A 23,693-nucleotide genomic window follows, 5' to 3' on the forward strand; every position below is an offset into this window, starting at 1 on the left:
AAGCGATGACAGAACAGAATGTGACGCGGGCGACCTTTGACGAAGTCATGGTACCGAACTACAAGCCGCAGGATATGGTGCCGGTACGTGGTGAAGGTTCCCGGGTCTGGGATCAGAGCGGAAACGAATACCTGGATTTTACCGGTGGTATTGCTGTTAATGCCCTTGGCCATGCCCATCCCCGCCTGGTTAAGGCGCTGCAGGAACAAAGCGAACAACTGTGGCACCTGAGCAACGTCTACACTAATGAGCCAGCCCTGAAGCTGGCAAAGCGCCTGACCGAACTGACGTTTGCCGACAAGGTCTTTTTCTGTAATTCCGGCGGTGAGGCCAACGAGGCGGCGTTCAAACTGGTGCGTAAGTATGCCTATGACAACGTTGGCCCGGAAAAGCATGAAATCATCTCTTTCCGGCAGTCGTTCCACGGTCGTACGCTGTTTACCGTGTCCGTCGGCGGCCAGGAAAAGTACCGCAAGGGTTTTGAACCGGTGCCTGCCGGTATCACCCATGTTGAATTCAACAACCTTGAGGCATTGAAAGCGGCGATTTCTGACCGTACCTGTGCGGTGGTCATGGAACCCATCCAGGGAGAAGGCGGGATTATTCCTGCGGATCCCGAGTTTGTGCGCGGTGTTCGTGAACTGTGTGACCAGCACAATGCCCTGCTGGTATTCGATGAAATCCAGACCGGTGTTGGCCGTACCGGCCACTTCTATGCCTACATGGAACTGGGTGTTGAGCCTGATGTGCTGACCACGGCCAAGGCGCTGGGTGGCGGCTTCCCGATTGGCGCCATGCTGACCACGGACAAGTGCGCAGAAAGTCTTGGTTTTGGCACCCACGGCAGCACCTATGGCGGTAACCCACTGGGTTGTGCGGTGGCGCTGGAAGTTGTGAACATCATCAGTGACGAACAGATGCTGGCGGATGTACAGCGCAAGCATGGTTTGTTCGTTGATGAGCTGGATCGTATCAACCGTGAACACGGTATCTTCGAAGAAGTCCGTGGCAAAGGCCTGCTGATTGGCTGTGCGTTGAAGCCGGAATGGCATGGCCAGGGACCCCGTTTCCTGGCGGCAGCCCGTGCGGAAGGCCTGATGCTGCTGGTGGCCGGTCCCCAGGTACTGAGGATGGCGCCGGCGCTGAATATTTCCGACGACGAAATCCGTGAGGGTATGCAGCGGTTTGCCCGTGCGGTTGCCAAGGTAGTGGCTGAAGGTCCGGAAGCCTAATCGTTATTGTCGCCATAAGCAGGGCTTTCTGGCTTATGGCGACTCTACTCTCCAAAGTTGCCCTGCCGCTGACGTCTTACTTCATTCAAGCATCAGAGACATTGGTTTGCTGTGCATAGAACAGCAAACCAATGCCCAGCGCTATAAGCAGCAAGCCTGTAAGCCAATGAATCCAGGGCGCGTTGTCGCTGTTGATGAATCGCTGTTTTCCGAGCAAGACCACGATTTCAATCAGTACCAGGTAATAAACCAGTGACAGAATGCTGGCTGTGTAGCCTAAGACGATAAATTGTTTGGTTACGGTTTCGCTGGCGTTGAAGTCAATGAATTGAGGCAGCAGGGCCTGAAAGAAAAGCAATGCTTTTGGGTTTAATGCATTTGTACAAAATGCCTGAATAAAGGGTGTTCTGTCGCTATTTTGAGTGAAAGTTGGCGGTAATCGGGCGCTTTTAATAATGCCCAAGCCGATGTACATCAGGTACATGGCGCCAGCACATTGAATCGTTGTGAACAGAAAAGGGTAGGTGTTCAACAGTGCGGATAACCCGAGCGCGGTTACTGTCGCCTGGAGGCTGGCTCCGAAACTCACGCCCAGCGCTGCCTTGATGCCTGGCCAACGTCCTTTCATCAGGCTCCAGTAGATGACCACCAGCATATCCGGCCCTGGCACCAGCAACGCCAGCAATAGAACGGTGATGAAAAGGCACCATGCATCAAGCGTCATGACCGGCCTGGAATATGAATCCATCAATCAGTAGCGGAATTGTAGGCTACGCTCTGTAGGGCGTGATTAATAATTAACTCGAAGAGCATCACTCCTTGTCTAGTCCAACTCAATAACGCCGTCATAATTGGGATTAAAGGTTAATAGTTGTGTTTGTCTGTTGTAGTGACCAAAAATAAAGGAGGCATCAATGCTATTGGTCACATTCACTTCACATTGCTTTGTCAGTCTGACGTGATAATCATATGCCAAAGATGAATAATTAATGTCAATGGAGAAAGGATGCTCGTAAAGATCAACAATATAGGTATTTTTCAGCCCATTTCCCCCAATGAAGTTAAGGGCATAATAGAAGTCATAGGTCGTTGATATGCCAGCGTTTAACGTTTTTCCAGACATATTTCTTCCCGAGACAGTATTAAAATCCAACTTATAACTCTTTTCATCAATATGCTGCTGAGTAAAGCCATGCTGGAAGAAGTATTCCATTCCCCGAAAGATTTTGCACCCTTCTACTTCTTCGTAAAAACCACCGTCTGCCCGAAATGCAACGCCTTTATAAAGCATGGCTGGATTTCGCTTGCTCTCTGAGGGAATTCTTCGGGCCCAATACTGGTTTGGTAAATTTGCAATAAGCGAGGGCAGTACTGTTTTAGTTTTCATCTTAATGTTCTCGAATTTCTCTGGATTGCACAGTGCAATACTCTCGGGGAAACAGATTCCCGTAAAGAAAAAACGGTCTGATAGAGCGTGACGCTGGATTTAAACAATAAGTGCAATAGACCTTCTTGTTTTAGCACAATTTTGCATTAAAGCAGGGGAACTTTGTTTCATTGATGACATTATCCAAAGATTTGCTCAATTGGCTTTTGACGGGAAAACTTCTTATGGTGTCAAACGCCATGACAGACCTGCCACTCTATTGAATCACTCAATGAGGAGAAGAAGTATAGTCTACGCTCTGTGAGGTTGATTACGGTATGTCTCTTTTATTCTGTTTAAGGAACCCTCCATGTCCGTTATCGCTGAGCGGTTAGCAGAACAGTCCAGTGTGTTAGTGCGGTTGATCTGGTGTGATAACGCGAACCTGATTCGCGCCAAGGCCTTTCACAGGGATGCGATGGAAACATTTCAGTCCACCGGCATTGGCCTGATCGCTGCCAGTCAGGCGTTGTCTGTTCTGAGTGATGCCCTGTGTCCTGATACGGGCCTGTCCGGCACCGGTGAAAACTGGCTGAAACCGGATTGGGATACCCTCAAAATAACGGATTATTCACCGGAGCATGCAATGGTCATTGCGGACATTGTTCAGCAGGATGGGGAACCCTGGCCGCTATGTTCACGGTACTTTTTGAAACGTATGCTGGCTACTTTGAAGAATGAATGTCAGTTGACCATTAAAACCGGCTTTGAATATGAGTTTTATTTAATGCAGGAAATAGACTGTCAATGGATGCCCGCTGATCCGTTTACCTATTGTTCCGATTACGCCCTGACCATCTTGCAGCACACCATTGGTGATATTCTCAAGAGCCTGAATAAACAGAATATGTCAGTGCGCACCGTCCATTCAGAAAGTGGACCGGGCCAGCTGGAAATGGCGCTGGATTATGGCGATGCCCTGAAAACCGCCGATGATCAATTGTTCTTTCGAAAAACCGTGCATGCCATTGCCAGGCAACACGGTTATGTGGCCTCGTTTCTTCCCAAGCCTTTGGCGGATCAGTGCGGTTCCGGGATGCACCTCCATTTCAGTCTGTGGGAAGACGGCTGCAACATAACCGGCGAAGAGGGAAAACATGCGCTTTCACCACAGGCTGAACATTTTGTTGCGGGTATTCTGCATCACTTGCCATCATTGACGGCCTTAACGACGCCAAGCTGTAACTCATTTCGACGCATAGCGCCCCATTGCTGGAGTGGCGCCTACACAGCCTGGGGCTGGGACAACCGGGAAGCCGCCATACGGATTCCCAGCCAGCCTGGTCAGGTGACACCGGCCCATGTTGAATTGAAATCACTGGATGCTACTGCAAACCCCTATTTAGCGCTGGGCGGGGTGATCGCTGCCGGGCTGGATGGTTTACGTAATGGACTGACATTAAAGCGTGAGTGTTATACAGACCCGGATAACTTATCCGATGATGAAAAGAAACAATCTGACATCAGGGCACTACCAAAAGATCTTGAAACGGCGTTGTCGCTTTTTCAGCAAAATCGAGTACTGATTGATGCCATGGGTGAAGCGCTTGCGAAGGCTTATCAGGGTGTTAAACGTTTTGAAAATGCTGTTTTTGTTGATAAATCTTTGGAAGAAGAAGTCAAAATGTTATTAACTCGTTACTGATAAATGGTTATGGAGGGAGGCATTCAATACAGTGTCTCCTTTATCAGGTGTTAATTTGTATGCATAGTTGTAAATCGTTATCTGCAAAGATAACGATGCATCGAGTAATATACTTGCTGTCGGGGTTGTTTGGTTTCTTACAGCCAATTTTTTGGTTGGGAGGTTTGTTAAAAAGTTTTAATGTTTTAAAATTTTATGTGGGCGTAAATAAAAACTTAAAAGCATTCTCAGTCAGTCGATGATAATTTCAATGATTCAAATTTTTCTTGTGTTACTATTTTGACTTTTCCTTCATCTTCAGCGCGATATTTTTTCCTTTGCTGCTCCTTTGGCTTGAGTCGGTTAGCACAGAGGATACAGTCTCCGGCAAGATCATAACGGCCTTTTTCTGTCAGTGGAAAAGCCAGCGCTCTGAGCAGCTGCGATAAATGCTTTTGTGCAAGTTGCTTGCTTTGCTGTGTCTCCATGAGTTTTTCGAAATTGGCATTAATGTAGGTAGTAATATGACGGACATTCACATTATCCTGATGTGGTTCATTTCGGCTTCTGCTCAGTTGAATGCCTAAAGCTTTTTCAAGCGTTTTCATTAATAAGTGTTGAGATTTTTTGTTCTCGTATAGAACAAAGAAACAGAATCCGGCCTGCCGCATAAGCCACAGGTCATCCTGGTACTGCAGTAGTGATCGTTCTACCAAAGTCATTTCCTGTTCTTTTGGTGTTAATTGGTTGCATGCAACGCCTTTATTATCATCTATCCATTGGTTGATATAACGTTTGCACTCATCTTTAGTCAAAATACCACGCTGTTTTGAGGATTGTATGCGTTGTGTACCCGGTTGTACCTGTTGCTTGTTTTTATCAGGCGGTACATCAACAATGGCTGCTGCTGCTGCTGCTGCTGCTTCTGGTTCTGCTTCTGCTTCTGCTTCTGCTTCTACTTCTGTTTCTGCTGCTTTTGATTCTGCAAATGTTGTTTCAGTTGTTTCTACTTTTTTAACAGTTTCGGAATGTGCTGGAGGTGCTTCTTCCTTGGATACATTGAGTGGTTTTCGTAAAGACTCGTCGATCTTGCTATATTTTTCTACCAGTAGTTCATAATCAAACGCTTTATATGCGCAGTTATGCCTCAAATAATAATCTGCTGCATCTCTGTAGGTATCAGCTGCGGCAGAGTAGTATTTTTTGGTTAAATAGAGTTCGGCAAGATAGTCATGAAATGGATAGTCATGTTGGATACATTGTTCATACATATTTATCGCACTATCAACATGATTGAGTTTTGTAGAGCATACAGCATATATATAGGCTTGTAAGTGCATAAGTTTATTGCTTCTTTTTATATATGCATTTTGAATTGCTTCATTAAAGCGTTGTTGTTCTATTAGTCTGAGATTTTCAATAAATACAAGTATTTCTCCCAAGTATTGAAACTCTATTGCTGTTTCTTGAAGCATACCGAATTGACGAAGTTCTTGAATACGATGATCAATATTAAATTGTCCAGTATCTAACCGATTGCCAGATCTTTTACTGGTGTCTGATTCTTGGGGGAGATCTTCGGCTAAGACTGCTTGACTAACATCGGTAGTCACCTCTTTTATTGGAAATAACGTTTTAAGTGCATCATAGAAAGGGCGTATATTTTGGGCGGCTTCTAGAAGGTTTTCTAATCCTGTAACAATTTTAGGATCAGTGGAATTCCATGTTTTTATCTCTTTATAAAAAATATCAGGCTCGAAGTAGGGTAAGGGATGATTTGTTTGATCGCCGTGTTGATCACTGATGTTGATGCCTAGTCTGAAATATAAGTAAAATAATCTGTCGGCAAAGTTTATCTGTTCTGAATACTCTTCAGCTAGTTCAAAAAAATGCAGTCCTTTTGCGACATCACATTCTAAACATAGTATGTAAGCTTTGCTTCGGTATGCGCTACTTATTATGTAGGTGTCAGATTGTCCGGAGATATATTTAAAAACAGGTTTAAGCGTCTCATGAGCAGCTTTAAACTGGTGCTTGTCTCTTTGTTTGTTGGCTTTATTAATCATTTTCAGTGTTTTTTGTCTTTCTCGTTCTTTTGCTTTTATTTTTTCAGTACTCTTTATGCTTTTTCTTATGGTCTTCACCATTTCTAGTTCACGTGCGAATTGCATCCGTTCGCTAAAGTTTCTTGTAACAGGGAGTGTTGCAACAACTTCTTGCGATTGTCCCTGTTCTGTTGCCAAGCTTAATAGAGCGAGTCCAGTTATCTCTTCAATGTTAATGTCCTCTTCTGCAGAGGCGATTGCGATTGCCCGCATTTGCGCTGGAATTGAAGCGGGATGGCCGCCTACTGCGCCTTCTGAGATTTGTGAAGGCGTGCTTTCGTCATCTATCCGTCTTTGACCCTCTCTTACCGGCTGGGGAGGGTTAGGAATTGCTGACGCACCTGATGTCCGCTTCATAATGTTATCCCTGTGAAATAATACAAGCACTGATTTTTCTTTAAAAAAGCTGGGAGGCTTTGTGTAATTAGCAAACATTTGAGCCTTGCTGAAAGCAAGAGTTCAATTAAGTGTGGTTGGTATGGATAACAAGCTGGATTAATACAGAAAGTACACAATGCTACGTCGTGCTGGAACAACGTGGTGTCTGGACAGGAGGACAGAGACAGTATTACCTGTCTCTGTCACAGATTATTCAGGCAGAAACTTCTGCTTCTTCCTGTTCGTTGGTTTTCTGGGCCATTTGTTTTTGTGTTGTATGTTCAGCCGGCTTCCAGCTGCGCATCTGCTTTTGCAATTTCCAGCTGCCAGAAAGACCCAGTACTGAACAGGCCGTCATAAATCCGGACATGGCTGCACCAACGACACCGGCGGTCATGACATCCTGTCCGGTCAGGTACAGGCCGGGAATCTCGGTCCTGGGTTTCAGCCAATCCTGGTTAAAGCGCTGCGGATCGTGATCCAGTCCGTAGATTTCTCCCTTTTTGTAAAAGCAGAAGAAGTCGGTGGACAGCGGTGTAGACAGCTCATAGTAATCAATCTTGCCACGCAGTTGTGGCATTTTGTTATACAGGATTTCCAGCAAGCGTTCGGAATAGTCTTCTTTCAGCGCATCATAGTCTTCACCCCGCTTACCCCAGGTTTCGTCTTTCCATTGCTCAAACCACTCGAATTTTGCCGGCGCTACAATTTCGACAGTGGCGCGGTTGGGGTAGCGGGCATCCCAGCTGGGGTCTTTGGCGGACGGGAATGAGACATAAACGACGGGGAACGGTTTACTGCTGTCTGCCAGGAAGTTATTCACGTTCTGCTCGTGGTTTTCGTCCTGGTAAATCCAGAAATTGGTCTGTGGCAGGTTGAGGTTAGCCGCCGTATCCGCAATCCCGATATACATGCCAAGGTGCGTCATGGAAGGTCTGACCTGGCGCAGCTTGTCGAGATAACCCGTTGCTTTTGCTGTGGGTTCCGGCAGCAATCGCTCGAACGTGTTGTAGACACCCGCATTGCTGATGACCCGTTGTGCCCGTATCTCGGCGCCATCTTTCATCCGCACCCCGGTAGCCTGACCCTTCTCAACCAGGATCTCCGTGACTTCAGCGTAAGTGAACAGTTCCCCACCGGTAGCCTGGATCTGGGGAATCATGGTTTCTGCGATGCGGGAGGAGCCACCGATCGGGTAGTAACCACCGTGCATGTAATGGCGGGCAATCAGGGCGTGCACCATGAAACTGGACTGTTCCGGGGGCAGGCCGTTATCCCCCCATTGCCCGGTGAGTACGGCGATCAGTTTTTTGTTACTGGTCAGACGACGGAGGACATCCACGGTCCGCTCATTGAAAAACGACGGCAGTTTGCCCTTGCCAACCAGTTGCATGGCCTTGTTGATCCAGCCGGGTAGCAGTTTGCGTCCGATGAAGGCGGGCATGGCATTGGAGACTTGCTTGAGCAGGTCCAGGTATTGGTCAATGGCCTGTGCTTCGTCCGGGAAGTAATGAACCATCTGTTTCCGGAAAGCATCTTTGCCACGGAGCAGGTCGTACTGTTCATCGCCCACATAAAAACGGTCATAGTTATCGACCATGGGCGCCCACTGGAGTTCACCGTCGGTCAGGTAACCGAACAGGGCGCCGGCCATGGTGTCAGGATTACCGACATCGCCGACATAATGCACACCGACATCCCACTCGTAACCATTACGGCTATAACTGTGGGTGAAGCCGCCCGCGGTGTAGTGCTGTTCCAGCACCAGCACTTTCTGCCCGGCTTTCGAAAGGCAGACGGCTGCGGCCATGCCGCCGGGGCCGGAGCCGATCACGATAGTGTCGTAGGGGCCTTCCAGCCGGTTACTGCGATATCGACGCCCGATGCGGATCGTGCTGGGTTTCATATGAGATCACCCTGTTGCTTTTTATGATTATTCTGCGGCTGGATGAGACTGCTCACTTGTTATCAGGTATGAGCGATCAGTAGCCGGTCAGGCGACAGTGTATGCCTTCAATGCCAGATGTGAAAGCATGAGGTACGTTAGTACATTTTTGTTTTTGCAAAGTTCCGTCAAGATAAAAATTTATAATGCTAGTCAGGCTTATCGTTTGAATCGTCCATGTATACTGGGAAAAGTGGCTGTTAAATCTATCGGGAGATCGCTTTATGTCGCGCATCATGCGCTGGTTTTTAGAGGGATTGGTGGTTCTGGTACCCATCCTGATTACAGTCTACTTGTTTTCAGCAGGCATTAATCTGGTCGCAGATGTGCTGACGCAAACCATCGGCCCCTATCTTAGCCGCGAATTGCCTATTCATGGTCGCTGGCAACTGGTGGTTATCAGTTTGGTCCTGGTGGTGGGTGTGACCATTCTTATTGGGGCCGTGACGCATATCTGGCTGGGTAAACACATCGTTCGGCTGGTGGATCAGGTGTTGACCCACATTCCATTAGTGAAACTGGTGTATGCCGCTATCAAGGATGGTGTGAATGCGATAATTGGCGATCGTCGTGAATTTGATAAACCCGTATTGGTTTCCATCGGTGAGATGCAGGTACCCGGTTTCATTACCCGTAATTCAACGGAGCATTTTGGGCTGGACAATCATGTGGCCGTTTACTTCCCAATGGCATTCAGTATTGCCGGCCGTGTGGTACTGGTACCTGCGGATAAGGTCAGGCCGCTTGATAACAGCAGTGCTGAAGTGATGTCGTTTCTTGTTTCGGGAGGGGTAACCTCCGGGCAGAAAAAGTAGAAATTGGCGACATCGAGAAGATCCTGTAAATAGAGGCGCAACGGTTTTTACTTACAAAATGTCTTATTGGCGAAATATGTTGTCGCAATAACAACAGAACCCGTTGCTCCCCCCTCCGTAGAATGCAGACAAGAAAGAGAAAATCGCGCTGCACCAACCGACCCGGACACAGGCAACACCTGTCACAAGAACCAGAAATCCACGGTCCGGTCACAATCATAATCAACAGCCGACAGTGAATCCCATGAGCAGTCAATCGCAGTTTACCCCCTGGCTGGAGTGGCTTGATGGCCAGCAGGAGAGCATGCTGGCGGAAACCATCCGGCTGGCAGAAATCAATTCCGGCACCCTCAATGTAGCGGGCGTCAATCGTGTACGTAATGCACTTGAAGGTCTGACCCTGGCGTTAGGTGGAACCCGGGAAGTCATCGACGTTGCACCCTGGGAACAGGTCAACGACGCTGGTGAGGTGATTCATCATGAGCTGGGCAAGGCGCTGAGAATCAGCAAACATCCGGATGCGCCGCTACGGGTGTTTTTCTGTGGCCATATGGATACGGTCTTTGCGGTTGATCATCCGTTCCAGTCTGTCCGCTGGCTGGATGACAATACCTTGAATGGTCCCGGTGTGACTGATCTCAAGGGCGGGCTGCTGGTGATGATCCGCGCGCTGGAAACCCTTGAGCGCAGCCCCTGGGCTGGGAAGATAGGCTGGGAAATGCTTTTTAATCCGGACGAAGAAATCGGTTCACCCGGTTCTGCCGCATTGATCCGCGAAGCTGCCTCCCGTTGCGATCTGGGCATGATTTACGAACCCAGTTTTCCGGATGGCAACCTGGCGGGGCAGCGTAAAGGCAGCGGTAATTTTGCGGTGGTCTGCCAGGGACGAGCCGCTCATGCCGGTCGTGAACACCATCTTGGTCGTAACGCGATTCGTGCCATGAGTGACTTCGTCAGCGCACTGGATGATCTCAACGGGCAGCGTGAAGGCGTCACCATTAACCCGGGTTATATCCACGGGGGCGGTGCCGTTAATGTCGTGCCTGATACCTGTGTTTTCCGGTTCAATATCCGTATTGAGAAACCGGAAGATGAAGCCTGGTGTTTCAGTCAGATTGAGCCCATTGTGTCAGCGATCAATGCGCGGGATGGTATCAGCCTTGAACTGCATGGTGGTTTTGGTCGTAAACCCAAGATTCTGACACCAGCGAATGAACGTTTACTGGCGCTGGCGCGTGAGTGCGGGGCTGAACTGAATATGCACATTGAGTGGCTGCCAACCGGTGGCTGCTGTGACGGCAACAACCTGGCCGCAGCAGGTATTCCGAATATTGATACCCTGGGCGTTCAGGGCGGCAAGATCCACAGTGCGGATGAATACCTGCTGGTCGACAGCCTGGTGCCCCGTGCCAGGCTGAGTGCGCTGATGCTGATGAAACTGGCAGCCAGCGAGGATATTCGCTGGCTGAAAGCCGTCAACCGGCAGGAGTAAATCCTATGCTGTTGGTGCGTCCTGTAGTCTTTGGTGATTTGCACAACCTGGAACGGCTGGCAGTCATGGCTGGTGGTTCCATGTCGACCCTGCCGGCTAACCGGGACCACCTGGCGGAAATTATTGCCATTACCCGGCGAACCCTCTCGGATACCCGGCAGTTGTCGACAGAAAGCTGCCATTTCGTCCTTGAGGATACGAAAACGGGCGAAATCTGTGGTGTTGCAGGTATCAATGCGGCGGTCGGTCTCCGGTATCCGTTCTACAGTTACCGCATAGACGACATCGTTCATGCCTCGGATGAATTGCAGATGCACAGTCGGGTGGAAGCGCTCAGGCTTTGTCACGAATATACCGGGTCAGCGAACCTGTGTTCACTGTTCCTGACGCCTGAGCACCGTACGTCCGAAAAACTGGAGCTGTTGAGTCGCGCCCGTTTGCTGTTTATTGCGGTTCACCGCGCCTGGTTTGGTTCCCGGATCATGGTGGAACTGCAAGGCGTGCGTGATCAGCAGGGGCAGTCTCCGTTCTGGGAATGCCTGGGACGACACTTTTTCACCATGGCGCTGGACCGTGCCGTTTATCTGGCTGGCATCAAGGCACGCAGTTTTATTGCGGACATGATGCCGAAGTACCCGGTTTACATGCCCTTGTTATCCGAAGAGGCACGTGCTGCGATAGGCTGTGTCCACCCCGAACGTCGCGATGTTTTGCGTTTGTTGGAGGATGAAGGGTTCGAGTTTGCCGATCATGTGGATATCTTCGATGCCGGTCCGCAGCTGGAGGCAAGGCTTGGGCAATTGCGCACATTGCGTGAATCGGATATGGCGGTTGCGGCCATTGATAAAGCGGACAGCAATGAAACGACACATCTTGTCTGTAATGCCGGGTTACTGGATTTTCGTTGCCTGCAGGCCAGAAGCAGCGCTGGCAAGGTAATGCTGAATGCCACGCAGGCGGATGCCCTGCGGGTGTCAGCCGGTGATCCGGTGTTGCGGGTGGCGGCCGATAACAATAAGAAATGTGCTGGCAGCCTCAAAAGAACAGGAGACCATAGTCATGACTGAGCGCAAGATTGATAAGTTACTGAACGCCATGTGGGAGGATTACCTGACCCTGAATCCGGATGCCCGCAGGATTCATGATCTGTTTGCCGGATTGAATAATGGTGTAGTGATCAACGACCACATTGCCTTGCGCACGTTTAACATCGACAAGGTTTGCCTCGACAAGATCGCGCGTCCTTTCCTTGAAGCCGGCTACCAGCCAAAAGGCGATTACCGGTTTGAGGCCAAGAAACTGGTCGCCAAACATTTTGAGCATGAAGACCTGGACTTGCCGAAGGTCTTTATCAGCGAATTGCTGGTGGAAGCATTGTCAGACGATGCCCGGGCGATTATCCACAACCTGGTTGACCAGGTGGATGCCCGGGATCTGGACAAGGACATTTTCTGTTATTCCGGTCGTCACTGGGACATTCCCTTTGCGATTTACAGCCAGCTGCTGGCGGAAAGCGAGTATGCGGCCTGGATGTCAGCCTTCGGTTACCGTGCCAATCACTTCACTGTATCGGTCAATCACCTGCAATCACATGACAGTCTGGAAGCGTTGAACCAGCTGTTGCTGGATGAAGGCTTTGCCCTGAATGACAGTGGTGGCCTGATTAAGGGGTCACCCGATGTCTACCTGGAGCAGTCGTCGACCATGGCGAACCGTATTGCGGTTGATTTCAGCGATCGTACCGTCGAGATCCCCAGCTGTTTCTATGAGTTCGCCCTGCGTTACCCCTTGCCTGACGGCACCCTGTACCAGGGCTTTGTGGCGGCATCAGCAGACAAGATCTTTGAGAGTACTAACGTCACTGGACGTTAGCCCGGCGGCGGGCCCCTTCCCCGGGGCCTCCGATCCTGCCAGGAAGGTTTCGTTTTTCCGGTTGCGACCTGCAGCCACTGTGTGAACCGCGTTTTTACCGTGACACCGGAACACTGAACAGCTTGTGCCGTATGTTTTTGATGGTGGTATTAGCGTAACGACAACGACAGATAGAGGAACCGGTCAGGTTCCCGGATAACAAAAGTCAGGAGTGAGGTAATCTCTATGATGGTAATTCGGCCGATCAAGGCAAGTGACTGGGATGCCCTCTGGGATATGGCTCACAAGACAGGGGTTGGGTTTACCTCACTGCAGCCGGACGAAGAGCGTGTGCTGGCAAAATTGCAGTGGGCGCTGGAGAGTTTTGATTCTCCCGTGGCGCTGGAAGAGGCGCTGTACCTGTTTGTCCTTGAAGATACGGCGAATGGCAAGGTGGCGGGTATCTGCGCCATTGAATCGGCCGTCGGGTTGAGTGATCCCTGGTATAACTACCGGGTCAATACCCAGGTGCATGCATCCCGTGAGCTGGGTGTGTACAACAAGGTCGAAACGCTGACCCTGTGTAACGACCATACCGGTTATTCGGAACTGTGTACCCTGTTCCTGTTGCCTGAGTATCGCCACAGCCGTAACGGGCACCTGTTGTCTAAATCACGGTTCCTGTTCATGGCGGAGTTTCCGCGCCGCTTCTCTGAAGGCGTGATTGCTGAGATGCGGGGATACAGCGATGAAAATGGGGTTGCTCCGTTCTGGGAAGCATTGGGTCGTCATTTCTTCTCCGTGGATTTTGCCGATGCTGACCAGGCGACGGCGCGCAGCAAGGTGTTTGTTGCCGAGCTGATGCCCCGCCATCCCATTTATCTGAACCTGCTGCCGGATGAAGCCCAGAGAGCGGTTGGCCTGACCCATGACGCGACCACCCCAGCACGCAAGTTGCTGGAAAGTGAAGGTATGCGTTACAGCGGCTGTGTGGCGATCTTTGATGCCGGTCCGTTGATGGAAGCGCGTATCCAGGATATCCGGCTGGTGCGTGAAAGCCGCTACTTCAAAGTCCATATCGATGATGAGCGCGAACCTCACGGCGAGCCCTGGCTGCTGGCTAATACCAACTTCCACGACTACCGCTGCGCCATGAGCAAGGTGGCTTTCTGCGGCAATAATATCGTATGCGTGACCGGTGAACAGGCCGACGCATTACGGGTTGATGAAGGCGACACCTTGCGTGTTGTCCACCTGTTGCCACACCGGGCGGTATAATTTTTACGCATTTCAGGGAGTATTTATGACAGCTTCTCTCTTTATCAACGGCTGCTGGCTGGAAGGCAATGGGCAGGCATTTGCGTCACTGAACCCGGCTGAAGGCAGTGCGGTCTGGGAAGGGTATGCGGCAGATGCAGGCCAGGTGGCTGATGCCGTTGAGGCGGCGCGTGCAGCGAGTCTGTCATGGGCCGACCTGGGCTTTGCCGGTCGTGAAGCGATTGTGAAGCGCTATGGCGAATTGCTGGACCGTGAGGGTGAATTGCTGGCGCAGACCATCGCCAATGAAACCGGTAAACCGATCTGGGAAAGCCGGACGGAAGTGGGCGCCATGAAGGGGAAGATCGGTATTTCGGTGACTGCTTATCATGACCGGACCGGTATCCGTGAAAACGAAGCCCCCGGTGCCAGGGCGTTTGTGCGACACAAGCCTCACGGTGTGGTGGCGGTATTTGGTCCTTACAATTTCCCCGGCCATCTGCCGAACGGACATATAGTTCCCGCTCTGCTGGCAGGGAATACCATTGTATTTAAGCCCAGTGAACTGACACCGGCTGTTGCCGAAAAAATGGTCGCATTATGGGAAGAGGCAGGACTGCCCACAGGCGTTCTCAACCTGGTGCAGGGCGAAAAAGAGACCGGCATGGCGCTGGCCCAGCATCCGGATATTGATGGATTGTTCTTCACCGGCAGCTCCCGAACCGGCGAGCTGATCCATCAGCAGTTTGGCGGTCATCCCGGCAAGATCCTGGCGCTGGAAATGGGCGGCAACAATCCGTTGATTGTGGACGAAGTCGCCGACCTGCGTGCTGCAGTGCACGACACGATTCAGTCTGCCTACATTACAGCAGGCCAGCGTTGTACCTGTGCCCGTCGTCTTTATGTTCCCAAAGGTGAAGAGGGTGACCAATTCGTTGATGCGCTGGTGGCTGCGATTGGCAACATTCAGGTAGGCCGCCAGCATGATGATCCCCAGCCGTTTATGGGTTCTTTGATTTCAGAGCAGGCTGCAGAGGGTATTCTGGCTGCACAGGCGAGCCTGGTGGCTCTCGGTGGTCTGGTGCTGACGGAAGTCCGTAAGCTCGAAGAAGGTACGGGGCTGTTATCACCGGGTTTGATTGATGTGACATCCATCAAAGAGCTGCCGGATGAAGAATACTTCGGCCCTCTGTTGCAGCTGATTCGTTACGACACGTTTGATGATGCTATCGCCATGGCCAATCGAACCCGTTTCGGACTTTCAGCAGGCTTGTTAAGCGATAATCGTGACAAGTTTGATCGTTTTTACAGCCGCATCCGGGCCGGTATTGTGAACTGGAACAAGCAGCTGACAGGCGCCAGCAGTGCGGCGCCTTTTGGCGGCATTGGCGCCAGTGGTAATCACAGGGCCAGTGCCTATTATGCGGCTGATTACTGTTCTTATCCGGTTGCGAGCCTTGAGACAGAGCAGGTTGTTATGCCGGCTAATCTGGCACCCGGCCTGCGCCTTTAAACAGTACGACCAAGGAATAAACCACAGCCTCCATCCTGCGTAGATGGGGGCTTTTTATTAGCTGTTTTTCGGTGATTTTTCCTGCTGCCACAAGTGTAATTATGAGGGTTCATTAACGACAGTCAGTGACTTGAAACAGTTTTTTTTGCAACTTTTTACACGCCAACGCGTCGAAAAAATAGAGTGGAGAGGAATTTTTTCAGGAAATACCGCTATAGCTGTCTATATTGCAATAGCTTGCGTTAATCACGGTTGAGGCTGCCATATTCAGTCCAATCGTCTGAAACCAGCGTATTTCCCCCAGACAGGGAGACACTATGCAGAAGAATGATATTCTTGCCGTGGCTTTGATGACGTTTGCGTTTTTCCTGGGGGCCAGGTAACCTGGTGTTTCCCCCCATGGCCGGCCAGCAGGCCGGGGAAAACTTCTGGTGGGCGCTGATCGGTTTTCTTGCCATTGATGTCGGATTATCTCTTCTTGCGATTATTGCCATTGCCCTTCAGGGCAGCCCCGGCGCCTTGACCAGTGATCTGCCTCCCCGTATCGGGATGCTGTTCTGGGTGGCTGTTTATGTGATCATCGGACCCGCCTTTGCCGTGCCAAGAACGGCGGTGGTTGCCTTTGAAATCGGTATTTCTCCCTGGTTTGGCCAGATAGAGCCCTGGTATCTGACGCTATTTTCCATCATCTTCTTTTCTATTGTGATCTGGCTATCCATCTTCCCGGGCAAGCTGGTGACGATTGTCGGGCGTATTCTTACGCCGCTGCTGGCAGGACTGTTGCTGGCGATCTATCTCTGCATGATATTGACACCCCATGACGCGCCCGGCGTGCCTTTGAATGATTATGCCAGTCATCCGGTGACAGAGGGCATGATCCAGGGTTACCTCACCATGGATACGTTGGGGGCACTGGCCTTTGGTATTGTTATTGCGTCGTCAGTGCGGGGGCTTGGCGTTGAACGTCATGATGATGTGGTCAAATACACCGTCATAGCCTCGGTGATTGCCGGCGTGTTTCTCTGCCTGGTGTATTTCGGACTGTTTTACCTCGGGGCAATCAGCCGATCCATTGTGCCCGGTGCGACTAATGGGGCACAGATCCTCAGTGCCTATGTCTACCACTTGTTGGGTTCAGGGGGATTACTGGCGCTGACAGCCGTGATTCTATTGGCGTGTCTGACGACAGCAATTGGTGTGACAACAGCTTGTGGCGACTATTTCCACCATCAATTCCAGCGGACGTCTTACCCGTTCTGGATTGTGTTATTTGCTTCGTTGTCCGCTGTAGTCGCCAATGTGGGTCTGGAAACGCTGATATCACTGTCGCTACCGGTTGTGGTTGCCCTGTATCCGGTCTCTATTGCGCTGGTGCTCTTTTCAATTGCCCGTAGTTTCATCGATATTCCGCAAACGACGGTGGTTGTGACAGTAGCTGTTATCTTTATCATCAGTACGTTTGACAGTATCAGCACTGTCGGACTCTTGCCTGACTGGTTGCTGATGACATTCAGACGACTGCCATTGTTTGAAAGTGGTGTCGGCTGGCTGGTGCCTGGAATAGCCACCTTTTTGGTGGCCTGGGCTCTTTGTCAATTTCAGCGTGATTCCAGACGGCTGGGGCGGTAAGTCCTGTTTACCAGGATGGGCCGTTAACGCTGTTATACGTCAAATTGGGTTGCCCTGCCTGTGCGCCCTGTGCTGTAGCCGTTAACAGAACGCATTGTGCTACGGTGCTGCCGGGGCAGGCGGCAGCCGCAATCGAGTAAAAGTCGCCCTGTGACTCCGGGTTAGCGACCGCGTAGCCAAGTGCTGTCAGATCAGTGGTATAGGTCTGATTCTGTGAGTAGAAACGCTCCTGGGCCTGCATGACTTCCATCAACATGACCTGGCCATCACTTTGACGTCCTCTTATGGTCTGTTCGGTGTAGGCCGGATAGGCAATAGCGGCAAGAATGCCGACTATCGCTACCACAATCATCAACTCTATCAGCGAAAAACCTGACGACGGTTTTATCATTTATTTTCTCTCCAGTAGGTAGACTCCATCACTTCCAGCTGGCTCAACGGATCACCATTGATGGGAGTGATATTACCCTGATCCCCACGACGGTTACCGGTGAAGGGGTTGCCTTCGGTACCGATCGTGAGGTTAACGCCGTTGTTATTGATGGTGATAACCGGTGCGGGTGCGATGCCGCCGCGCAGCAGTGCGACGGATCGGATCGGGGCGCCATCTTCATCCTGATAAACGGCGGTGCCGTCCAGCAGGTTCAGTGCGTAGGCACTGGCCTGACCCACATCCGGACCGCAGCTCATCACCGTGCTGTTTGTCGTGGTCTTGTAGGTATTGAAAAAGACCGCGCCATTAATGGTCACTGAGTTAGACAATACCTTCTCAGTCGCACCCAGTGAGAGATACCAGCCATCCTTGTTGTTGAAGTAATCCGACGTCAGGGTGTAGGTATCGCCGGGTGCCAGTGCCAGGATCAGTTCGTCGAGACGCTGTTGCAGGACTGCAGTTTGCGTGGCTGCCGTCTGTTCTGCATCATCGACCAACCAGGAAAATGCTTCTTCGACAGTGAGTACACCGTTATCATCAGCTGTCAGAGCGGCCGTCAGCTGTTCGGTTGACAGAATATCCGAAGCTTCGAGTACGCCGTTATCACCGGGATCATGTTCCAGTAAAAAGGCGGCTTGCAGGGCTGCAGATGTTTGGGCAGCGTCATTCAGTGCAGTCAGCGCCAGACGTCCCTGATCGACATCGTATAAGGAATCATAGATAGACTGCAGACTGCTGTTATCAGGATCCAGTACCAGTTTATTGCTGATATAAGACAGGGCTTCTGCCAGTGAGAGTTTGCCATTGCCATCGGCATCACCATTGTTGGTGGCCTCATTGAGCAGCGTGCTGCCCATCAGATCAGTCAACATATCGGTCTGCTGGCTGGTGTCGGCGCTGTAGACCCAGTCCAGGTCTGGATCGCTGCTGCTACCGCCATTCAGGGCATCCAGAAAAGCGAGAGCTTCCGCCATCGTCAGGCTATTGTCTGGATCGGCCGATTTAAGCTGGGTGAGATTACTGTCTTCCAGATAACCCTCCAGGATGGATTCCGGACTGGTTTCATCTGCCTGCCAGGTAATTGCCTGTTCAAGTGCCGACTGTTCTGACTGAATGGCCAGCTTTTGCTGCTGCATGGCATCAATCTCAGTCTTCAGGTTGTTAATGGTGTTTTCCAGATCAGCAACAGAATCATTGAGACTCTGGAACTGGCCATCATCATCAGCGGCAAGCGCATCAGCTAAAGTGCCGGCAATCGCTGTATTGAGTGCCAATACGCTGGTTTGCCACTCTGTCTGTTTCTGTTTTAGCGCAGTCTCTTTGGCACTGCTGTCTTGACCCGCTGCCTTAAGCCCAGCTATTTCCTGTTCCAGTGTTTGTATCTCACTGGTCAGATCATTCAGCGCATCGCGTTGAGCAATCTGTCCGATGGTACTTTCATCCACATCCGATGTATCCGGATTGTCGGGGATGCCATAGTAGGCAGCTTCCAGTGTGGCCAGTTCGGCTTCGAGCGCCGAGGTATCGTCGCCATTTAAGCGGGCTTCATTAATAGCTGCCTGCTTTTCTGTGATTGCTGTCCAGCGTTGCGCGAGTTCAGCCTGATAGGCTTGCAGGCGGGTGTATTGAATGAGTAGACCGTCGGGATCATTGATGGCCTTTTCATAGCCAGCTTTTTCCTGCAATGCGTTGTCGTAATCTCGTCGTGCATTGTCGCTGATGGCGCGCTTCACGGTTTCGGTGTTTTCAAGAACTGAATAGTGGTTGGATGCCTCTGCGTATTCCCGTGACGCTGTTGCATACACGGTCTGTGCATCGTCATAGGCGATGTTGAGGTCAATCAGTGTTTGCTGGGCCTGGTCGTAGGAGGCTTTATCAGAAACCAACCGGTCAGTTTGAACCCTGATATCACCATAGTTAGGGGATGTATGCGTGGTGGCTAAATTATAAAGGTTATCCCACGCCCCGAATGACACAAGAGAGAACGTGAATAACGGCTTGTTCTCCGGAGTGTTTTTGTTAAGCACGGGTTCCAGGGCACGATAACCCGTACTATCGAGATACGCATGGTATTCGTTCTTATACTGCTCCAGCATTTCACCGGTTACATTGGGGTTTCCGGTGTGTTGCCAGTAATAATCATGCTGCTGGCTGTAGACTTCGTAAAATAACGCCTGAAGCCGGGTTTCAAAATAGTCCTCTTCAGAAGGTTGAAGGTAGGGTTCCACAATGGCGAGATCGGTTTCAATGTCGGCAATGTCCGGCGCCAGTCGCTCGATTTCCTGTTTTGCTGCAAGCGCTGTTTCCGCATCGCTCAGCTGCTGATATTTTTGTGCCAGCGTCGGGTAGTAGTCGTCCTTTGCCTGCAAGGCTTCGTTATGGTCAGCTTGAGCCGCCCGGTAAGCTGGCGCGATGACAGCCTCTATGTCTGTGGAGAGTGCATCATAATCTTCAAAAAAATCCTGAACGGCGACAACCTGTTCCTGCAGTTGTGCCTGGCTGGCGATATCGTCAAACACGGCCTGGTTATCATCCAGCTGTTCTGCCCGCGTATCCAGGGTTTCCTGAAGTGTATTGAGCTGTTCCAAAAGCACCTGGCGCTGATCCATCAAGGTGCTTATCCCCCAGGCTTCACGGTAAGCGTCGAGTGTTGCCTGTGCCTTTTGGGAGGCGTTGACGAGCGCATCAATATTGTCACTGGCATAATCGGCGACGCTGCCATCCGCGTTTTTGAAACCGCTGCAGTTACGCCCTGCCGTTTCTCCGTGCTGGATGCACTCCAGTTCCCGGTTCAGTTCTGTCCACTGGGCATCGGACAGCGTTGTGCCGGTGATATCGGCCAGGTGTGATTCAGTGATCACACTGGCGCCACTGTTGGCGTAGGTGTAGTTGGCGGGTGTCGTCAGTACGTTGTAATCCTTGAACACGTAGAAGCGGTCACGGGTATCGCTGTTCAGCGGATGGGCGCGCCAGCCACTCCCGAGGGCGATGGCATAAAAAGGATCTTCGCCCCGTTCACTGTAAATACTCACATCCGGCGTGCCATAGAAACGGCGGTTACTTGCTGCATCACTACCACCAAGGCTGGCAATTCGACCGCCGCTGGCATAACTGGCCAGACAGTCGGTGACGCAGTTTTCTGCGGTGGTGTCTTTGTTGCGGTCAAAATCAATCCGGAACACCTGTGCGCGGGTATCAGCGGCAAAGAGTGTATTGATGACGCCGTCACCATCCACATCCACCGCAACCACATCACCAGGCATACCGTTGGTCATGTCGGCAATCTTCAGGCTCAGGCTGTCGTTGTAGTTGTCCCCATTGGTATCCAGGTCATTGCTGTTGTCGCCGTCGAGATCATTAAAACGGCTGGTGTAGTGTGATGTGTTGGGGCCGCCGGCAGACCAGATCAGCTGACCGGTTTGTGCATCCACCACATAGATGGCATTGCCGAGATGATCGCTGACGGGCAGATTGTTATCGTCGTTATCCTGGTTCGGATCGTAACCGGCAGTGAAGATCAGCGCCTGCCTGTTGACCGGTTTGCCATCAGCATCCTTACCGACAGGCACCTTGGCCAGTACAGGCCGAGACCAGCTTTGACCGAGTTTTTCAAAACCACTGTCGGGTACAAGAGGCGTTGACGAGAGGGTGCTGGCGGCGAGGTCTCCGTTCGCATAATTGAGCACGCGGTTGCTGGCATCCAGTGACCGTCCGTAACGATCCAGACGGTTACCCTTTTTGTCCACAGCCAGGCCGCGAATTGCCCACAGCAGTTTTGGCTGGTCGATGTCCGTCACGTCCATGGCGTAGTAGTTATGGCCACCGCGACGCATACCGAAGTAGAGGATCACACGGGTTGCTGTCTGCAGATCGGGAATCCCGTTGCTGCCAGCTTCAATCGTACCCACGCTGCTGCGACGGATACCGACAGTATCAATCAGGTCACCCGTTGCATCTTCCTGATACGTATATTGCACCCAGGCGTTAATGGGGCCATCGATACCGTAGCGCTTTTCCTCGCTGCCCTGCAGGTTCTTGAGGTAATGCTTGATATTGGGCAGCAGTTCGCCGGGCATGAAGGCAAACTTCTCCGCGCCCGTCTGAGTGTTGACGGCACGCAGGAAACCCATGTTGTCACCGTAAAACAGGTAATCGGTCTGGGTGACATTAACATCCCGGATAGCCAGTCCGTCGCTATCGGTAATCGTGTTACCTTCGCTGTCTTTCAGGATGTCACCGTCCTGAGTTTCCTGCACCCGGTAGGGAATGACGAGTGGCTGGCTGTGCAGAACATCAGCCATAATCATCTGCACGGATTTCCCGGCTTCACCACTTTTGCTTACGGTCACTTGTTTGCCTTCAGCAAACTCAACCAGCGTCGTTTCGTTAAGCGTATAGCTACTGTCGCTGGGTTCTATACCAATACCGAGCAGGGTGTTGTTCACGGTAGCGGTACTGAGTGGGCCCAGGCTTTTCTTGTCGTTGAGTGCATTGGCGCGAGGGCCTGGTGGTGTGGCGGTATACGTCAGCAGTTTTCTGTTGGCTGGAGTGATTTGTTCGGCAGCGCCGCCGAGTGCGACATTGCCGCCATCATCCACCGTTGACCACCAACTGCGTGCATCTTTTTTGAAGAATCCGGCTGTTTCACTGGAAGGATCCATATCCGTAGCGGGCTCGCCGGCACTGTCCACAATCAAGGTCTCACTGCCGCTGACGGTGTCGCTGGCACAGTCGACCGTGGCGCCATTGCTGTTATGGCAAATTTCCTGAAGCGCGTAACGCTTGAGGTTACCGGCCCAGGCTGCACCGGTTTCCGGCTTGAACATGGAGTAATAGAGTTCGTTCTTGTGGGTCAGTTTGTTATAGGCGTTGACGGCGACACCGGGAGCCGCGAAGTTGGCATCCTGGGAAAAGATATCCTGGATAATTTCCTGAAGGGCGGATACCAGGCCAGAGGTGTTATTGGTGGTAAAGTAATTCCTGGCATCGCCCGTGCCGCTTAGTGCGGTTTCCCGGAGCAGTGCCTGGTCAGTGGCAAATCCGACGGTATAGGTTTTGACAACCTGGTCCTTGTTGATGGCACTGCGCTGGTCTTTGGTGAACAGGAATTCAGCCAGTTCATCCAGGCAGTCGCCGTTTTTGCCGGTGTCGCAGCTTTTCTTATCGCCATTTTGCTTGATCCAATTCGCGATTTTTGTGCTGGCCTCGGTATCAACACTGGGCTCCCCGTCGGTCAGCAGGATGATATTGTTGCCCTGGCAGCTGTGGGAAATAGGCGACTGGTAAGCACCTGAGGCCTGCAGTGCGTTTTTGTCGGTTGGCCAGCGGACATTGGTCGATGGTTTGGCCGTGCTGAAACCTTTGGCGGACTGGCCAAACAGGGGGGCATCTCCCCGGAAATAGCGTGCCGCCTCAAACAGTGTTTCAGAAAGCGGGGTTCCCCCGTTGGCATAATAAGTGGCCATTTTCGCCTTTATCCGGGGGGTGGTGTCTTCTATGTTGCCAATGGCGATATCAATGACGCCACCAGAGGATTTGTATTCATAGGTTTTTTGGGAAGGCTCTGAATCAAAACGCATCAGGCCAACATTGACTGCCTTGTTGGCCGCACGCAGTTCATCAAGCAAATTGCCGGTGACTTCCCGGACAACCTGGATCCGCGTCTTGATGTAGTCATAGCGGTAAAGGTACTCCTCGCATTCGCCGTCATCCCACTCGAGGCACCTTACTCTCGTTTTTACCCGGGCGCAGGCATTGGGGTTGGCTTTGTAAGCCGCTTTGGAGCAATAATTGCCGCTGACCGGCGCCACCATGGAACCGGAGGTGTCAATAATGAACAGCACATTCGGACGAATGACAGAACCGGCCGCCAGTTTCTCTCCCACATAGACTTCGGTGTCGTCTGCCAGTACGAACTGCATTGAAGCCGTCATATAAAGCATGGCGCCCAGCATGCAGGCCAGTTTCCGGTGGAAGCATTTCAGTGTCATGAC

The 23,693-nt window shown here is 51.3% G+C and carries 15 protein-coding genes; 9 read left to right on the forward strand and 6 right to left on the reverse strand.

The window, feature by feature from the left end:
* Positions 1–5 precede the first annotated feature (5 nt).
* Entirely contained in the window at positions 6–1,232 is a 1,227-nt protein-coding gene (locus AC27K1_RS01495; RefSeq protein WP_487147758.1) for an aspartate aminotransferase family protein, read from the forward strand.
* A gap of 85 nt (positions 1,233–1,317) precedes the next feature.
* Here AC27K1_RS01495 and AC27K1_RS01500 read toward each other — a convergent pair whose 3' ends face one another.
* Complete coding sequence (locus tag AC27K1_RS01500; protein ID WP_487147760.1) at positions 1,318–1,956, reverse strand: LysE family translocator; 639 nt, start codon at positions 1,954–1,956, stop codon at positions 1,318–1,320.
* A gap of 99 nt (positions 1,957–2,055) precedes the next feature.
* A complete protein-coding gene (locus tag AC27K1_RS01505; RefSeq protein WP_487147761.1) occupies positions 2,056–2,619 on the reverse strand; it encodes a hypothetical protein in 564 nt (187 codons plus the stop codon).
* A gap of 349 nt (positions 2,620–2,968) precedes the next feature.
* On the opposite strand from AC27K1_RS01505, the gene AC27K1_RS01510 reads away from it, so the two are divergent.
* Positions 2,969–4,303, forward strand: a complete 1,335-nt coding sequence (locus AC27K1_RS01510; protein WP_487147763.1) for a glutamine synthetase family protein — start codon at positions 2,969–2,971, stop codon at positions 4,301–4,303.
* 227 nt (positions 4,304–4,530) lie between these two features.
* On the opposite strand, the gene AC27K1_RS01515 is transcribed toward AC27K1_RS01510, so the two are convergent.
* Together AC27K1_RS01515 and AC27K1_RS01520 are read right to left on the reverse strand one after the other, a co-directional pair.
* Positions 4,531–6,822: a hypothetical protein gene (locus AC27K1_RS01515; RefSeq protein ID WP_487147764.1), complete on the reverse strand. Its 2,292-nt coding sequence runs from the start codon at positions 6,820–6,822 to the stop codon at positions 4,531–4,533.
* A gap of 157 nt (positions 6,823–6,979) precedes the next feature.
* The gene (locus tag AC27K1_RS01520) at positions 6,980–8,671 is read right to left on the reverse strand and encodes a phytoene desaturase family protein (protein ID WP_487147766.1); all 1,692 of its coding nucleotides are present in this window, start codon (positions 8,669–8,671) and stop codon (positions 6,980–6,982) included.
* A gap of 263 nt (positions 8,672–8,934) precedes the next feature.
* On the opposite strand from AC27K1_RS01520, the gene AC27K1_RS01525 reads away from it, so the two are divergent.
* The 7 genes from AC27K1_RS01525 (at position 8,935) to brnQ (ending at position 17,267) form a co-directional block, all read left to right on the forward strand.
* Positions 8,935–9,525: a DUF502 domain-containing protein gene (locus AC27K1_RS01525; RefSeq protein WP_487147768.1), complete on the forward strand. Its 591-nt coding sequence runs from the start codon at positions 8,935–8,937 to the stop codon at positions 9,523–9,525.
* Positions 9,526–9,769: 244 nt separating this feature from the next.
* Positions 9,770–11,017, forward strand: coding sequence for a hydrolase (locus tag AC27K1_RS01530; RefSeq protein ID WP_487147769.1), 1,248 nt, complete (start codon positions 9,770–9,772; stop codon positions 11,015–11,017).
* Positions 11,018–11,022: 5 nt separating this feature from the next.
* Positions 11,023–12,084: an arginine N-succinyltransferase gene (locus tag AC27K1_RS01535; RefSeq protein ID WP_487147771.1), complete on the forward strand. Its 1,062-nt coding sequence runs from the start codon at positions 11,023–11,025 to the stop codon at positions 12,082–12,084.
* Positions 12,077–12,889, forward strand: a complete 813-nt coding sequence (locus AC27K1_RS01540) for a 2-oxoadipate dioxygenase/decarboxylase family protein (RefSeq protein ID WP_487147773.1) — start codon at positions 12,077–12,079, stop codon at positions 12,887–12,889. Before AC27K1_RS01535 ends, AC27K1_RS01540 begins: the two co-directional genes overlap by 8 nt.
* Positions 12,890–13,114: 225 nt before the next feature.
* Entirely contained in the window at positions 13,115–14,146 is a 1,032-nt protein-coding gene (gene astA / locus AC27K1_RS01545; RefSeq protein ID WP_487147775.1) for an arginine N-succinyltransferase, read from the forward strand.
* 25 nt (positions 14,147–14,171) lie between these two features.
* Positions 14,172–15,638 (forward strand): succinylglutamate-semialdehyde dehydrogenase, encoded by a 1,467-nt coding sequence (gene astD / locus AC27K1_RS01550; protein ID WP_487147777.1) that lies wholly within the window; start codon positions 14,172–14,174, stop codon positions 15,636–15,638.
* A gap of 357 nt (positions 15,639–15,995) precedes the next feature.
* Positions 15,996–17,267, forward strand: coding sequence for a branched-chain amino acid transport system II carrier protein (gene brnQ, locus AC27K1_RS01555; RefSeq protein ID WP_487147779.1), 1,272 nt, complete (start codon positions 15,996–15,998; stop codon positions 17,265–17,267).
* A gap of 7 nt (positions 17,268–17,274) precedes the next feature.
* On the opposite strand, the gene AC27K1_RS01560 is transcribed toward brnQ, so the two are convergent.
* Together AC27K1_RS01560 and AC27K1_RS01565 are read right to left on the reverse strand one after the other, a co-directional pair.
* Entirely contained in the window at positions 17,275–17,658 is a 384-nt protein-coding gene (locus tag AC27K1_RS01560) for a type IV pilin protein (RefSeq protein ID WP_487147781.1), read from the reverse strand.
* Positions 17,655–23,690: a hypothetical protein gene (locus AC27K1_RS01565; protein ID WP_487147782.1), complete on the reverse strand. Its 6,036-nt coding sequence runs from the start codon at positions 23,688–23,690 to the stop codon at positions 17,655–17,657. Before AC27K1_RS01565 ends, AC27K1_RS01560 begins: the two co-directional genes overlap by 4 nt.
* Between the last annotated feature and the right edge of the window lie 3 nt (positions 23,691–23,693).

Source organism: Kistimonas ophiarachnellae, from assembly GCF_057552235.1.